A 14651-nucleotide genomic window follows, 5' to 3' on the forward strand; every position below is an offset into this window, starting at 1 on the left:
CCCCCCCCCCCCCCCCCCCCCCCCCGCCCCCCCCCCCCCCCCCCCCCCCACCCCCCCCCCCCCCCCCACAACCGGCCCCATCCTCACCGCCCCCCAAGATGCCCCGAGGATGGGGCCACCCAACGGAGTAAATGACATGAAACTTGACCATATCGCCCTTGACCGGCTTTCAATCTCTCCCGCCAATATGCGGAGCGGCAAGAAGCCACCCGACATTAGCGGCATTCTGCCATCCATTCGCGCGCGCGGCATTATCATGCCGCTATTAGTGCGGCCCAACGGTAGCGATACGACATTCGAGATTGTGGCCGGAAGCCGCCGCTTTCTCGCCGCACAAACCGTGGCGAACGAAAACGGCGTTGCCGAGCCGTTGCCGTGCGCGATCATGGAGGCGGGCGACGATGCCGCCGCGCTCGAAGCCTCGTTGATCGAGAACCTTGCGCGGCTTGCGCCCGACGAGGTGACGCAGTGGGAGTCGTTCACGCGGTTGGTCAAAGAAGGCCGCAGCGTGGACGAAATTTCCATGACGTTCGGGATGCCCGAACTGACGGTCAAGCGCATCTTGGCGCTTGGCAATTTGGTGCCGCGCATCCGCCAGCTATACCGCGCCGAAGAAATCGACGCGACCAGCGTTCGCCATTTGACGATGGCGACCAAAGCCCAACAGAAAACATGGCTGGCGCTCTATGACGACCCGAATGCGTCCATCCCCAAGGGCCACCAGTTGAAGGCATGGCTGTTCGGCGGTGCATCCATATCAACCAGCGTCGCGCTGTTCGACCTTGAAACCTATCAGGGCCGTATCGTCAAAGACCTGTTCGAGAAGGGCGGCTATTTCGGCGATGTGCGCGAGTTCGAGGACGCGCAGCGCGCGGCAATCGAGGAACGCAAGGCGGCCTATATCGCGGACGGGTGGAGCGATGTTGTTATCTTGCCCGATGGACAATATTTCCACCGCTACGAGTTTGCCGCCACGCCGAAGCGCAAAGGCGGGCGGGTCTATGTGGCGATTGCCCATAATGGCGAGGTGGCGTTTCAAGAAGGTTATCTGACCGAGCGCGAAGCGAAGCGCATCGCCAAGGGCGAATCGCCCGATGCAACGACCAAGGCCAGCCGCCCCGAAATCACCGCAGCCATGACCAGCTATATCGACCTGCACCGCCATGCGGCGGTGCGGTCGGCGCTTGCCGCCAATACCGGCACGGCGCTGCGCGTCATGGTTGCCCATGCCATTTGCGGTTCGCCCTTATGGCGGGTGGACGTGCAAAGCCAGCGGTCGCGCAACGATGCCATTACCGAGAGCATTGAGGGCAGCGTTGCCGAAGCCCGCTTCGACGAGCGCCGCCGCGCAGTGCTTGGCGTGTTGGGATTTGACCCCGATGAGCCGAGCGTCACTCTGGGCCATGAACCGAGGAATGGCGTGAGTGGACTGTTCCAGCGATTGCTGGAATTGCCAGACGCGGTTGTCATGGAGGTGCTTGGCGTCGTTATGGCCGAGACGCTGGCCAGCGGAACCGGCCTTATCGAAACCATCGGCCTTCACCTTGGCGTCAAGATGGCCGACTATTGGGTGGCCGATGATGCCTTTTATGGACTTGTCCGTGACCGCGAGGTGTTGACCGAAGTGTTGCGCGAGGTTGGCGGCGATACCGTGGCGCAGGCCCATGCCGCCGAGAAGGGCAAGACGATCAAGTCAGTCATCAATGATTATCTGACCGGCAGCAATGATCGTATCAAGGTCGAGCAATGGGTGCCGCGCTGGATGGCGTTTCCGCCATCGGCTTACACGCAGCGCGGCGGCGTGGCGACGGTTGCCGCCGCCAGTCGTGCCGCATGGCTGGCCGAACCCGAAGTGCCGCTCGACCCCGACCCCGCCGCTGCCGGAGCGGCGGAGGTGGCAGAAAGCAGCGAAGCCGAAACCGCCGACGCACTTGAAGAGGTCGAAGAGCAACGCCTTGCTGCGTGACGGAAGTGCGGGCGTAACAACGCCGCCCGCACCTTGAGCGCGACCAAGCCCCGTCCGGCAAAACCGGATGGGGCTTGAGTGCTGTGTCATAGGTCAGGCGGAGCGGCAGGAGCCTATCGGATGATGCAGATGCCAATCTTCACCCACAACCATAAAAGCGGATCGGCGTATGGCGGGATGCAGTGCTGACGGAACCTGTCGCGTCTGTCCGGCGGTTGTGACCAGCAGGCCGCAATAGGCAGGCACCGAATCCGGCGCGACGGGGCGTTTTCAGTTACGCCGCCGTTGGCAGAACGCCGTGCCCGTTCCCAGCAAGTCCAAGCTGTCGGTTTCGCAGGACGAGTGCGTCAGCCCGACATTGAACGCAACAACCGACCCTCGCCAAATCTCCTAATGGGTAACGGCCAGAACCGCGCTCACCCACGGCCTCGTCAATGGCTTTGGTTGGCAGGGGACGGCTACGCCTCTTGCCCCTTGCTGCAACGGTGCAGCCCAAAGTTTCTTCCCCTGGGCGTTCCGCCCATTCCTCGCGGAACCAAGAATCTTCGTTCTGCACCGTCCTCCACTGCGTTGCGGCCCTGCGGGTGCAGCAGCGCAAACCCCTGCCTTTAACCAGCCATCGAGACCGCGAATGAGCGCGGGGTTCGACCAACATAAGGAGAAGTATCATGGCAAATATCGGCACATTCAAAAAGTCCGGCGACACCAACTACACCGGCGAAATCGTCACGATGAGCTTGCAGAAGAAGAACGTCACCATCGTCGCCGAGGAAGCAAGCGACAACGAAAACGCTCCTTCGCACCGGGTGTTCGTCGCCAAGGCCGAAATCGGCGCCTGCTGGCAGAAAACCTCCAAGGAAGGCCGCGACTATCTTTCAATCAAGCTCGACGATCCCAGCTTCAACGCCCCGATCTTCGCCAGCCTGTTCGCCGATGAAGATGGCAAGGCATATAACCTGATCTGGTCACGCGCCCGCACCTCGAACGGCAACTGACCACCGCACTAAAGCCTCGCCCGGTTCTGCCTGGCGAGGCTTTGTGGTGTTCAAGTATTTAAATACCGTCCCATGCAACAATAATTTGACGCTGACTAAGCGAGGGGAAATGCAGCGGCGAAGCACTGGTGGCCGCGTGATGTGAAAGTAATCACCCGCGAGTTGGTGTTGTGACGGACCCATTTGTCTTCGATCATATGATCAAGCAACGCCCGTCCAAGACTGCCGGCAAGATGCGTTTTGCGTTCGCTCCAGTCCAGACACTCCCGGCAAAGTGGCGTGCGGCTTGCTGAGAGCTGCCCCAAATCTATTCCAAGGCCTTCGGCAAACTCGCGGCCTTGCAATGATAGCGACAATCCCGAAGCCTTAATGTTCAGATACCCTCGCCGGATCAGGCTTTCGTACAACTGTACACCTGCAGAACCTGCCAGATGATTGTAGCATCGCCGTGCCGCCCGAAGCGCTTCATCGCGTGGCCCCGTGCGGGTGCGCAGGTGGCCACTGTCTGCGGCAAGGCCCATAAGGACTTCGATAGCTTCTGCTACCTTCGATGAAGCCAGCTCAAAATATTTGTGCCGCCCCTGCTTGCGCGCTGCGACCATGCCTGCGCCGAGCAACTTTGACAGATGCGCACTGGTTGTTTGTAGCGTGACCCCCGCTTCCTGGGCCAGCTCTGAAACGGTCAACGCCTTTCCCGCCATAAGCGCGGTCAGAATGTTGGCGCGGGCTGGGTCGCCTATGAGCGCAGCAACATTTGCAATGGCAGGTCCTTCTTTCATAGTTCGGCCATAGGCGAAGCATAGGTGCGAGGCAATCTGCTAGACGGAGTGTCATCAGCCATAAAGGACTTCACATGATTACCTGCTTCATCAGATATGAGATCGACCCGTTCAAAGTCGAGGCGTTCAAAGAATATGCCCGCAACTGGGGTGAGGCCATCCCGCGCTGCGGTGCCGACCTTGTCGGCTATTTCGCGCCGCATGAAGGCTCGGCGACGACCGCGTTTGGCGTCTACAGCATCGAGAGTCTTGCCGCCTATGAGGCATACCGCGAACGCCTTCGCAATGATCCGCTTGGCCGGTCCAATTATGAATTTGCCAAAGCTGAGCAGTTCATCCGGCGTGAAGACCGTATATTCTGCAAACTGGCCTCCGCGCCGCATGGCCAGTTGATCAAGCCATGATCGCGGTATTGTTCGAAGTGTGGCCTGCCGAGGGCAAGACGCGGCATTATCTCGATCTGGCTGCTGCGTTGAAAGAGGAACTGATACAGTTGGATGGTTTTGTGTCGATTGAGCGCTTCGAAAGCTTGTCGGAGCCGGGCAAACTTCTCTCGTTATCCTTTTTCCGCGACGAGGAGGCTGTTGCGCAATGGCGGAACTCTGCCTGGCACCGCGCAACCCAGTCCAAGGGACGAGGCGGCGTTTTCTCCGATTACCGGCTCAGGGTCACGCATGTTCTGCGGGACTATGGTCTGACCGATCGAGCGCAAGCCCCCGATGACAGCCGTGCCGCGCATGGTTGAAACAGAATGAAACCTATCCCATCGTCCCCGTGCAGAGAAATTTGCGCACTAGATACCAGCGCTAACGTCTGCACCGGCTGCGGTCGCACACTTGGCGAGATCGCCGAATGGGGGAGCGCGACCGCCAGCCGCCCGCATTAAATAGTGCGGCGATCTTCGGCCCGCATGGGAAGCACGGGTTCGCATCCAGCCTGAAACGTCAAACCTTCAAGCGCATCCAAAGCCCCTTATTGTCAGAAGTACAAAGCCGCTTTGGGTGCGTTTGTCTTAGGGGGTTTGTCTGATTTGTCTTTAATGCAGGATATGCCTAGCGGCGCGTGTTGTCTTACATTGCCCTTGTTTCACTGACGTTTCACCGGGCATGATTGATGGCGACAAATCCATTACCGAACACCGCGACGCTCACCATTCGGCTCGACGCCGATGCGCTTGTGGCGTTCGACAGCTTCGCGGTCGGTCGTGGCGGACGAAGCGCAGTGTTGCGGCAGATGATCGAACAGACGGTGCAAGAGACAGCCGGTCGTCCCTTCATTGACCGCCCCGAAGGCGCAGCGAGCAATCGTGTTTCGGTGCGGTTTACCGATGTCGAGATTGCGGTGATCGCGCACCGCGCATCGCAGCGTTCGACCGATCGCGCCGGGTGGATCAAGGCATTGGTGCGCCGTCACCTCGCGTTGAAGTCGCGGGTTGATGACGGCCTGCTTGCCGAACTGGCGCCGATCAGAATGCAGTTGCTGCGTATTGGCCGCAATCTCAATCAGGCGATGAAGGCCGCCAATGCGTCCATGCTCGAAACTGGCGACAAGCAGATCGAACCCGAGCTGCGGCGGATCGCTGACATGCGAATGGAAATCTCCGAGCAGGTGACAGCCGTTGGCGATGCCATGCGCGGCGATGCGAGCTACTGGACGGTCGCGGATTGATGGGCCTGGAATCCGCCTTGTGGGAAGCTACCCGTCCAGCGTTTCGGGTGCGTTATATCCATGATCCCGCCAGCACGCCGCGCGTTCCGCTCTATGCCAGTTATGGTTTTGCCACCGCCCTGACCGCGCGGGCCAAGCTGGCACGGATTGTGCGCAAGGCATCCGAGGTCGTGGTCAAGGTTACAGGTCGGCAACGGGGTGGTGTCCACGTCAAAGCCCATCTTGAGTATATCGGGCGCAAGGGCGAAGTGGGCATCGAAACCCGCGATGGCGAAATCCTGACAACCAAGGAAGAGGTTGCCGAGCGCGCGGCGGAGTGGAGCGATACGCTTCAATGGCGGTCGCGGCCTACGGTGTCATCGGTGTCACTTATCTTCTCAATGCCCGAAGGCACCGACCCCGACAAAGTGCTTGGAGCTGTCCGTGCGCTGGCCCATTCAGAACTGAGCGACAACCATGATTATGTCCTGGCGCTCCATACCGACACACCGCGCCCGCATGTCCATCTGACGGTGCAGGCCGAGGGGCTGGATCGCACTCGGTTCAATCCCCGTCCGATTCAGCTCAATCGCTTCCGCGAACGCTTTGCCCGCGAGTTGCGCGCACGCGGTGTTGCCGCCGAGGCAACGCCGAGGCGCGCGAGAGGGCAAGGGATTGCCGGATCGAGCATGGCGTTGGTCAAATTGCGGGCGCGGCTGCGAACCGAGGGGACTCGCCAGATTACCCAATCCGACCGCCGCACCAACGAGCAGGCAATTGCCGTCGCTAAGGGCCAGGATCAATTACCGCCGTTCATCGCAGCCGGCACATTCCGATGGCAGGAGATACGCCGTGCCTATGAACAAACTGCCGCTGCGCTAGACGCTACCGGGCAGACCGAAGACAGGGAGCTCGCCAAGGATGTTCGCACCTTCCTCGACAAGCATCAGGGTATGAATGCGACGCCCGAAGTTTTTGCGGCACAATATGCACGGATAATCGCCGCTGACCAAAGCAAGGCCGCAATACCTGCACCTGATCGACCTCCCAACGACCGAGGGCGCGAACGGTGAGAGGATTAGGTGGCTCGCTGCTGGATTTAACTATGCCCGACCAGCATCCAAACGGCCATCGCGATCATCATCAGATTCTCAGTTAGCGAGATTAAGCCCAGCGGCACGTTGCTGTCACCGCCGACGCAAGCGCATTTGAGTTCGCGTTTGTCGATATATACCGCTTTGAACACCGACACAGCACCAATCGTGCCGATAAATAGCGCAACCGGTTGAACTGCGCGACGTCGCGGTAGCCGCTTTCTTTGGGGTGGCAGTAGTCGGCCTGGAGTTTGGCTTTGTCTCCGCTTTCGGACTGGGCTGGTCGATCAACACAACCGCGACTATAGTCACGATCGCTCCAGCGGTCCTGTCTCTGCCGATCGGCTGGTTCACCATTCGCGAGAGCCTGTCCTGGGTAATTGGCGCCGGTCTGGTTCTTTGCTGTTCAGGACTCTGGCTGATGGCCCAACGATAGGAAGATCGCATGGAAATGATCAGGATTACGATACTCTACCCCGCCTCGGTGGGGGCGCGGTTCGACATGGACTATTATCTTGGCGTCCATGCGCCGCGGGCACTTTCGCGACTGGGTGGCGCCGTTGAGAGCTTCACCGTCGATGTCGGCATTCATGCCCCGCCGATGTCCGAGCCACTGTTCGTAGCGGCAGGACATTATCTGTGCGCATCCGCAGAAGAGTTCATGGCGGCATATCTGCCCCATGCAGCTGAATTGCAGGCCGATGTGGCGAACTACACCGACATCAAACCGATCATTCAGGTCTCAGAGGTGAGGTTAGTGATTCCTGCTCAGTCTTAATCACGCTTGTCCGCTGCCATCTGCGCCCTGACGGCCTTCTGGCACGATTCCGAAGCTTTCGAAAGGTTAGCGCGCAGGCAAACGCGCATCTTGTCCTGATCGCGCGCTGAAAATTCGGTAGGGCAAAGCTTCTGCATGTCAGAATAGCAGGCCATGCGAACTGCGAACTGAGCGTTTGCAGGCGCAGAGGCCCCTAATGTGGCGGCGCCAACAACGATAAAATAAACCAGTTTCTTCATAATAGTCTCCAGCTAATCGGTAACGTGTCGGCTGTGAAAATCCTTCGGACCTATTTTGCAAAAGACGATATTTGGGTAACGCCTGAATTGCCGGTCTTTAGATTCCGGGCGGTGACGTAGAGGATATAACGGCCCTTCATCGGAGCAGTTATCTGCCCAGCATAGCTACCGGGAGCTTCAACAAAAGCAAGCGGGGCGACAGCAATGCTGCTGCCGCGCTGCCAGGCAGAGACCTCAACATAATAATCCTTGGCATCCCACAGGCCTCCAGGCGTGATTGGGCAGCCGCACATCAGCTCGACTTTGGCGGTGACGGCGATGCTTTTGACGCCATCTCCCTTGTCCAACTCAACCAGTCTCGCTGTCGGGCTGATCGCGAGGCCCGGCAGTTCCACTACCCATCCGTCACCAATGTTGATAGGCTGGCCTGGCATGACCCATCGTTGCGAGACAATGCGGATTGTCGAGCCGGGCTTTGATTTGGGTCCGCTAACCTCCAGATCGACCAATGTGGGCTTGCTTATGTCGACCCGTGTGACGAAAGCAGCTGCGTCCGAGGTCGAGCGCAACGGGCTGCGACCACTGGCTTGCATGATGAGCTTGGTGTCGCCCGTTCCGCCTTTCGTAATGCCGCGCGCGAGTATCCGACGCGTGTTGGCATCGCGCAGAACAATCTCGGCTCCGCCCATTGAATCCCCGATGAATTTAGCGTCCTGGCTGATCACGCGCACGACGACCTCGGTCGGCTCGGCGCGCAGCGTGGCGGAAAATACCGCTGCCGAAAGAATAAGGAGAGTTCTGATCGCCATGCGCATCTATTGTACCTTTCAGGGGTGCTCTATTTGATCCAATAGCGGATGATACTCGCGACGATACCGAGCGCGCCGACGCTCATCACCCAAATCGTGATCAACCACAGCAGCTGTTTCGCAGACTTGGGCATCAATGATACCCGTCACTTCCAACTTTACCGCGAAAGACCCAGTAGGACCAGGCGGTATAGGCGAGGATAACCGGCACAAGCAGGCCTGCCCCCACCAGCATGAACAATTGGCTTTCGTAGGGGGCTGCCGCATCCCAGATTGACAGGCGTGCCGGAATAACATTGGGCCAGATCGAAATGCCAAGCCCGATCAGGCACAGACCGAAAAGAGCGAGCGCCCAGAAAAATGGCTGCGCATCTTTTTGTTTCGCCAAACTCCGATAAAACAGAAAGGTAACGATAAGCGTCGCCAACGGGATCTGGGCGGTTGCGAGCACGCTCGGGAAGGTGAGCCAACGTGTGTAATATTGTGCCTCCAGCGTCAGCGTTGCCATGCTAATTACGCCAATGGTCAAAAGCAGAACAATGCAGAGCCGCCCGGCATAAGTGACCGCTTGCCGCTGCAGACCGCCTTCCGTTTTCCAGTTAAGCCAGCACGCACCGAGCAGTGCGTAGCCGACCATCAAGCCGACGCCAGTGAGAATGCTGAAGGGCGACAGCCATTCCCACCAGCCCCCGGCATAACCGCGGCCCTTGATCGTGATCCCTTGCAGGAGGGCACCAAGCGCGACCCCTTGCGCGAATGTTGCAATTGATGAGCCAGCGGTAAAGGCGCGGTCCCAGATTTCGCGGTGGTTTGGGTCTCGCCAGCGGAATTCGAACGCCACACCGCGCAAGACAAGCCCTAAAAGCATGGCAATCATTGGCGCATAAAGCGCGGGCAAGATGATGGCATAGGCGAGCGGAAAGGCTGCAAGAAGTCCGCCGCCGCCCAAGACCAACCAGGTTTCGTTGCCGTCCCAAACAGGCGCAATGCTATTCATTGCCTGGTCGCGGTCGGGGCCAACTTTGAAGAAGGGAAAAAGGATGCCAATGCCCAGATCAAATCCGTCCATGATGACATAGAACATGATCGCAAAGCCGATTATGCCCGCCCAGATGACGGTAAGATCAAAGCTCATCATGCGGGTTGTCCTTCGATGACCGCAGGCGCAGGCGTAATCCCGGCGGCGCGCGTCGGGGTGCCGTCAAGACCGGTCTCATGCGCCTCGGGTGGTTTGGCCATCAGTTTGAACAGATACCAGACACCAGCGCCGAATACCGCAAAATAGACAATCACAAAGGCAAGCAGTGAAAAAGCCACAGCGGGTGCGTCAAGTGGCGAGGCTGAATCACTGGTGCGCAGCAAACCGTAAATGGTCCAAGGTTGACGGCCCACTTCGGTCGTAATCCACCCGGCGAGTACGGCAATGAACCCAGACGGCCCCATCGCAACCGCCGCCTTGTGCATCAGCGGCCAGTCATAGAGCTTCTTGCGCATCCGAGCGAGCAAGCTCCACGCCCCAAGCCCTAGCATGGCAAAGCCCAAACCGACCATCACGCGGAACGACCAGAAAACGATGCCGACCGGCGGTTCATCGGCGTCGGGAATAGTGTCGAGACCCTTCATCGGCGCGTTGAGATCATGTTTGAGGATCAACGACGAAGCCTTGGGAATCTCGATGGCATAATCAACGCGTTTTTCTTTGCTGTTGGGAATGCCGAACAAAATCAACGGCGCACCTTCGGGGTGGCTTTCAAAATGTCCTTCCATCGCCATGACCTTGGCGGGTTGATGTTCAAGCGTATTCAGCCCGTGCATATCGCCAAGGAATATTTGAACAGGGGCAACAATTGCCGCCATCCACATTGCCATCGAAAACATTGTGCGTGCGCCGGGATTGGCGCGGTCCTTCAGCAAATGCCACGCACCGACCGCGCCGACCGCAAAGGCGACGGTCAGATAGGCAGCAGTCACAGTGTGAAGCAGGCGATACGGGAAGCTGGGATTCCAGATGATGTCCCACCATCCGGCGAGCGGGACAAACTGGCCGACATCATTGATTGTGTGGCCGACGGGCGTTTGCATCCAGCTGTTGACGGAGAGAATCCAGAACGCTGAAATGAAAGTGCCGAGTGCGACCGCGCAGGTCGCCATGAAATGCAGCTTACGCCCTACCTTGTTGATCCCGAACAGCATCACGCCGAGGAAACCTGCTTCAAGGAAAAATGCGGTCAGTACCTCATAAGCCATAAGTGGCCCGATCACCGGACCTGCTTTATCGGAAAACACCGCCCAGTTTGTGCCAAATTGATAGGACATGACGATGCCCGAAACCACGCCCATGCCAAAGACGATCGCAAATATCTTCAACCAGTAACGGAAGAGGTTCGCGTAAACACCCTTGCCGGTTTTGAGCCACAATCCCTCCAACACCGCAAGATAGCTGGCAAGCCCAATGGAGAATGCGGGGAACAGGAAGTGGAAGCTTATCGTGAAAGCAAACTGGATGCGGGCAAGAACAATTGCGTCTAAATTGTCAAACATAGAGTCACCTTATCTTTCTATAACCTTATCGAGCGCATAAGCGCCAGGCCCGCGCGCCCAAAAGAACAGCAGCGCGCCAAGAATGGCGATATTCTTAAACAACGGGCCAACATGTGATGTGTCGGGCACGACGTGAATGGCGATGGTGACGGGGACAAGGGTCACAAACAGCACTAACGCCGAAATGCGGGTCATCCATCCCAGTGCCAGCGTCAACCCTGCCGCAACAAAAGCGATTCCAGACAACCAGAGCAATAGAGACGGGTCGCCGATCATTGCGACAGTGCCAGCCCAAGGTGACTCTACCATCCTGTCGAGCATCATCTGGTGCTGCCCAAAATGTCCCAACCCGCCGATGATAAAAATTAGACTGGTCAACACACGGAACACAAGGTCCACAATGGCGGCCGTTTTTGACCCGGGTGCTAACAGCCTCTCAATTTTACGTATCACATAATGCCCCTTTCGGCCCAAGGACCACAGACCAGAGGCTCATCGCCAGTTCCATCATCGAGGATCAATGCACTAAAAGCTTCGTTTTGCGACAAATACACCTTGCCACTCAGATCATGGAGCAGGTGCGAACGCTGCAGCGCATCCATCACAGGACCCTTCACCTCGGACAAATGAAGCTTGACGCCAGCGTCGGCGAGACGGTGATTGATCGCCTCCAGACTTTCGAGCGCCGATGCGTCAATCGCATTGACCGCCGAGCACATCAGAATGAGGTGCCGTAACTTGGGGTGCTCGGAGACCTCCTCCAGAACAAATTCTTCAAGCCAGCGGGCATTGAGATAGCTCAGTCCTTCGTCGATGCGGATCGTAAGAATATGCGGAACGGTTTGCACCTGGTGGCGTTTCACATTGCGGAAATGCTCGGTGTCAGGAACCCGACCGACAATCGCTGCATGTGGACGTGAGGCTCGCCACAAGAAGAGCGCTAAACTAAGGCCCACACCTGCAATAACGCCAGGCTCAACGCCTATAAGCAACGTCACCGCGATGGTTGTGGCCATTGCAGCAAAGTCCGGCTTGGAATATCGCCAAATGGCCCGCGGTGTTTTATAATCGACGAGGCTCAACACCGCGACAATGATTGTGCCCGCCAGTGTGGCAATCGGCAGCGAGGCGAGCAATGGCGTCAAGAAGAGCGCCGCCAGCAAAATGCCAATAGCGGTGAACGCGCCTGCTGCCGGTGTTTCGGCACCTGCATCGAAATTGACGACCGAACGCGCAAACCCTCCAGTTACCGGATATCCCCCTGAAAACGCCGCAGCGACATTGGCTGCCCCGAGCCCAATCAATTCCTGATCGGGGCGGATTCGCTGGCGCTTTTTGGCGGCTAAAGTTTGGGCAACCGAAACGGATTCGACAAAGCCGATGATACTGAGCAGCAGGGCAGGTATCGCCAACTGCTGCCAGAGTTCTGCATTGAACAACGGCATGGTAAATGGCGGAAGGCTTTGCGGGATAGCGCCCACTACTTTGACACCCTTGGCTTCCAAATCAAACGCGATGACCGCGAGAATCGATAGACCAACAGCGACGATTGGTCCTGCCTTGGCCACTAGGTCGGCTGGACGTGCCGCAAGCCCCATATGAACCAATAAAGGTTTGAGACCTTTTCTTACCCAGAACAGGAAAGCGGTGGCAATGACACCAATGGCAAGCGTGTAGGGATTTGTATCCTTTGCGTTCTCGATCAATGTTGTGACAAGCTCAGGCATAGCCTCACCCGATGCCTTGATACCAAGAACAGATTTTAGCTGGCTGGTGGCGATGATAATGCCGCTCGCAGTGATGAAGCCGGACACCACAGGATGAGATAAAAGGTTCGCCAGAAAGCCAAGTCGCAGCACGCCCATGACCATCAGGATCACACCTGAAAGTAATGCCAGTATAAGGGTTGCAGCAATAAAGTCAGGGCTTCCCGGCGGGGCAACAGCGCTCGCCGCGGTAAGCGTCATCAGTGATATCACCGCTACTGGCCCGACCGCGAGCGCGCGGCTGGTTCCGAACAACGCATAAGCAATAATAGGAAGAATCGAAGCGTAGAGGCCAATCTCCGGCGGCAGCCCGGCCAGCATGGCATACGCCAGACTTTGCGGAATCAACATGATCGTGACGATCGCCGCTGCCACGAGATCGTTAGTCAGCGTTACGCCGCCATAGCCACGCCCCCATTCAAGGATTGGAAGATATTGCTTCAATTGCATCGCGCGTTACGCCGTTGCTATCATGTGCGGATTTACCATCCACTCACGTCCTTTGAGCATCCCGTGCCAATATATCGGCGGTAAAATTGTGTCCTTCAGAAGCCACGAAAGCCGCGAGGGCCTTGTGCCGTCGATCAACCAATTCGGGAAGCTGGGCAGCAGCTTGCCGCCATAGCCAAATTCAGCAAGGATGATCTTGCCGCGCTCAACAGTCAAAGGGCAGCTACCGTATCCGTCATAGTCGGCGACGGGTGGTTTACCTTCGAGTGCGGCCAAAACATTGACCGCGACTACGGGGGCTTGTTTGCGCGCGGCCGCCATTGTTTTCGCATTTGACGCCGAGCAGGCATCGCCCAAGGCGAAGACATTGGGGTAACGTACATGCTGTAATGTCGCCTCATTGACCTCGATAAAACCGCTGGCGGCGGCAAGAGGGCTGTTGCGCACAAAGTCTGGCGCGACTTGCGGAGGGACGACATGGATCATGTCGAACTTTTCCTCGACCCGCGTGACAGTGTCTCCATTTTTCTGTTCGAATGTAGCGATTTTGGCGGTGCCGTCGATTGCAACCAGCTTGGACTCAAAGTTCAAATGCGCTTTGTAGCGTTCTACATATTCCATGAGCGCGGGGACATAGGCAGCGACGCCGAACAAAACTGCGCCCGTGTTGTGGAATTGCACATCGATGTCACCAAGCACGCCTGCGCGTTCCCACGCACTGCACGACAGATACATTGATTTTTGCGGGGCACCCGCACATTTAATCGGCATGGGGGGCTGGGTGAACAGCGCGCGACCGCGCTTCAAATCCTTAACCAGGCGGTTGGTATAAGGTGCCAAGTCATAACGGTAGTTTGACGTTACGCCGTTCTTGCCGAGTGCTTCGCTCAAACCCGAAATGGCGTCCCAATCGAGCTTGACGCCAGGACAGGCTACCAGCACCCGGTAGGACAGGGCGCTACCATCGGCGAGGAGCACCTGGTTATCCTCGGGCGCAAAACCAGAAGCCGCCTTTTTGATCCAGTCGACACCCTTGGGCATGACTGACTTTTCAGTACGCTTGGTGAATTCAGCCGAGAAAATGCCCGCACCAACCAACGTCCATCCAGGCTGATAATAATGCTCTTCTGATGGCTCGATAACAGCGATCTTCAATTTGCGATTACGATTGAGGAGGCTGGCCGCTGTCGCGATGCCGGCGCTGCCGCCGCCAACGATGACCACATCATAGATTATGCTCGGCACTGCCACGGGCGCGGTCGTTTTCGCCATTTCCCAAATTTTGCCACTGCGCGCGCCTGAGCGGCAATAGGCCAGTATGGGTTTTGGCAATTCCGCCAGTTTGTCTGCCATCAAAACTGCATCTGCCGGTGTCACGCCAGTCGACATGACCGGCACATAAGCAAAGGCAAGGCCTTCCTTTTGTGCAGCTGCCCTGACTACAGCTGCATCGGGTTGGTCGTCTGCTTCGCCATCGGGGCGATTGCAGATTATCGATTTGAAGCCCTGCGCGGCTGCTATGGCAAGTTCAGCAGGTAAAATTTGAGGCGAGACGCTGAAATCTGCCGATAATGTTTTGATGTCCAT

General features: G+C 57.7%; 17 protein-coding genes and 1 pseudogene. 8 read left to right on the plus strand and 10 right to left on the minus strand.

Features of this window, described 5'->3' with window-relative positions:
• Positions 1-136: 136 nt before the first annotated feature.
• Together K0M74_RS01290 and K0M74_RS01295 are read left to right on the plus strand one after the other, a co-directional pair.
• On the plus strand, positions 137-1966 hold the full coding sequence (locus K0M74_RS01290; RefSeq protein ID WP_293967125.1) for a ParB/RepB/Spo0J family partition protein: 1830 nt from the start codon (positions 137-139) through the stop codon (positions 1964-1966).
• Between the two features lie 668 nt (positions 1967-2634).
• Positions 2635-2961 (plus strand): DUF736 domain-containing protein, encoded by a 327-nt coding sequence (locus tag K0M74_RS01295; protein WP_293967127.1) that lies wholly within the window; start codon positions 2635-2637, stop codon positions 2959-2961.
• Between the two features lie 95 nt (positions 2962-3056).
• Here K0M74_RS01295 and K0M74_RS01300 read toward each other — a convergent pair whose 3' ends face one another.
• A complete protein-coding gene (locus K0M74_RS01300) occupies positions 3057-3740 on the minus strand; it encodes a helix-turn-helix transcriptional regulator (RefSeq protein ID WP_293967129.1) in 684 nt (227 codons plus the stop codon).
• Positions 3741-3814: 74 nt separating this feature from the next.
• On the opposite strand from K0M74_RS01300, the gene K0M74_RS01305 reads away from it, so the two are divergent.
• From K0M74_RS01305 to K0M74_RS01325, 5 genes are all read left to right on the plus strand, one after another.
• Positions 3815-4144, plus strand: coding sequence for an NIPSNAP family protein (locus K0M74_RS01305; RefSeq protein WP_293967131.1), 330 nt, complete (start codon positions 3815-3817; stop codon positions 4142-4144).
• A complete protein-coding gene (locus K0M74_RS01310; RefSeq protein ID WP_293967133.1) occupies positions 4141-4485 on the plus strand; it encodes an antibiotic biosynthesis monooxygenase in 345 nt (114 codons plus the stop codon). Before K0M74_RS01305 ends, K0M74_RS01310 begins: the two co-directional genes overlap by 4 nt.
• Positions 4486-4491: 6 nt before the next feature.
• Positions 4492-4626, plus strand: a complete 135-nt coding sequence (locus K0M74_RS01315) for a DUF1289 domain-containing protein (RefSeq protein WP_293967135.1) — start codon at positions 4492-4494, stop codon at positions 4624-4626.
• 227 nt (positions 4627-4853) lie between these two features.
• Positions 4854-5408, plus strand: coding sequence for a hypothetical protein (locus tag K0M74_RS01320; RefSeq protein ID WP_293967136.1), 555 nt, complete (start codon positions 4854-4856; stop codon positions 5406-5408).
• Positions 5408-6460, plus strand: a complete 1053-nt coding sequence (locus K0M74_RS01325; protein ID WP_293967138.1) for a relaxase/mobilization nuclease domain-containing protein — start codon at positions 5408-5410, stop codon at positions 6458-6460. The genes K0M74_RS01320 and K0M74_RS01325 overlap by 1 nt, the downstream gene beginning before the upstream one ends.
• Positions 6461-6486: 26 nt before the next feature.
• On the opposite strand, the pseudogene K0M74_RS01330 reads toward K0M74_RS01325, so the two are convergent.
• Positions 6487-6672 (minus strand): annotated as a pseudogene (locus tag K0M74_RS01330) (glutaredoxin); the annotation flags it as partial.
• Positions 6673-6926: 254 nt separating this feature from the next.
• Between K0M74_RS01330 and K0M74_RS01335 the strand changes: the two are divergent.
• The gene (locus K0M74_RS01335; RefSeq protein WP_293967139.1) at positions 6927-7259 is read left to right on the plus strand and encodes an EthD family reductase; all 333 of its coding nucleotides are present in this window, start codon (positions 6927-6929) and stop codon (positions 7257-7259) included.
• On the opposite strand, the gene K0M74_RS01340 is transcribed toward K0M74_RS01335, so the two are convergent.
• From K0M74_RS01340 to K0M74_RS01375, 8 genes are read right to left on the minus strand one after another with little or no spacing between them, the layout of a single operon-like run.
• Positions 7256-7498, minus strand: coding sequence for a hypothetical protein (locus K0M74_RS01340; RefSeq protein WP_293967140.1), 243 nt, complete (start codon positions 7496-7498; stop codon positions 7256-7258). The two genes, K0M74_RS01335 and K0M74_RS01340, sit on opposite strands and share 4 nt — an antisense overlap.
• A 50-nt stretch (positions 7499-7548) precedes the next feature.
• Positions 7549-8313 (minus strand): hypothetical protein, encoded by a 765-nt coding sequence (locus K0M74_RS01345; RefSeq protein ID WP_293967142.1) that lies wholly within the window; start codon positions 8311-8313, stop codon positions 7549-7551.
• A 23-nt stretch (positions 8314-8336) separates the two neighbouring features.
• A complete protein-coding gene (locus tag K0M74_RS01350) occupies positions 8337-8441 on the minus strand; it encodes a DUF2474 family protein (protein ID WP_293967144.1) in 105 nt (34 codons plus the stop codon).
• Positions 8441-9445 (minus strand): cytochrome d ubiquinol oxidase subunit II, encoded by a 1005-nt coding sequence (gene cydB, locus K0M74_RS01355; RefSeq protein ID WP_293967145.1) that lies wholly within the window; start codon positions 9443-9445, stop codon positions 8441-8443. The genes K0M74_RS01350 and cydB overlap by 1 nt, the downstream gene beginning before the upstream one ends.
• Positions 9442-10848, minus strand: a complete 1407-nt coding sequence (locus K0M74_RS01360) for a cytochrome ubiquinol oxidase subunit I (RefSeq protein WP_293967147.1) — start codon at positions 10846-10848, stop codon at positions 9442-9444. The genes cydB and K0M74_RS01360 overlap by 4 nt, the downstream gene beginning before the upstream one ends.
• Before the next feature lie 9 nt (positions 10849-10857).
• Positions 10858-11301: a DoxX family protein gene (locus K0M74_RS01365; RefSeq protein WP_293967148.1), complete on the minus strand. Its 444-nt coding sequence runs from the start codon at positions 11299-11301 to the stop codon at positions 10858-10860.
• Positions 11298-13064: a SulP family inorganic anion transporter gene (gene sulP / locus K0M74_RS01370; protein WP_293967150.1), complete on the minus strand. Its 1767-nt coding sequence runs from the start codon at positions 13062-13064 to the stop codon at positions 11298-11300. Before sulP ends, K0M74_RS01365 begins: the two co-directional genes overlap by 4 nt.
• A gap of 6 nt (positions 13065-13070) precedes the next feature.
• Positions 13071-14651 (minus strand): bifunctional protein tyrosine phosphatase family protein/NAD(P)/FAD-dependent oxidoreductase, encoded by a 1581-nt coding sequence (locus K0M74_RS01375; protein ID WP_293967152.1) that lies wholly within the window; start codon positions 14649-14651, stop codon positions 13071-13073.

Source organism: Sphingopyxis sp. (genome assembly GCF_019459305.1).
GTDB lineage: Bacteria > Pseudomonadota > Alphaproteobacteria > Sphingomonadales > Sphingomonadaceae > Sphingopyxis.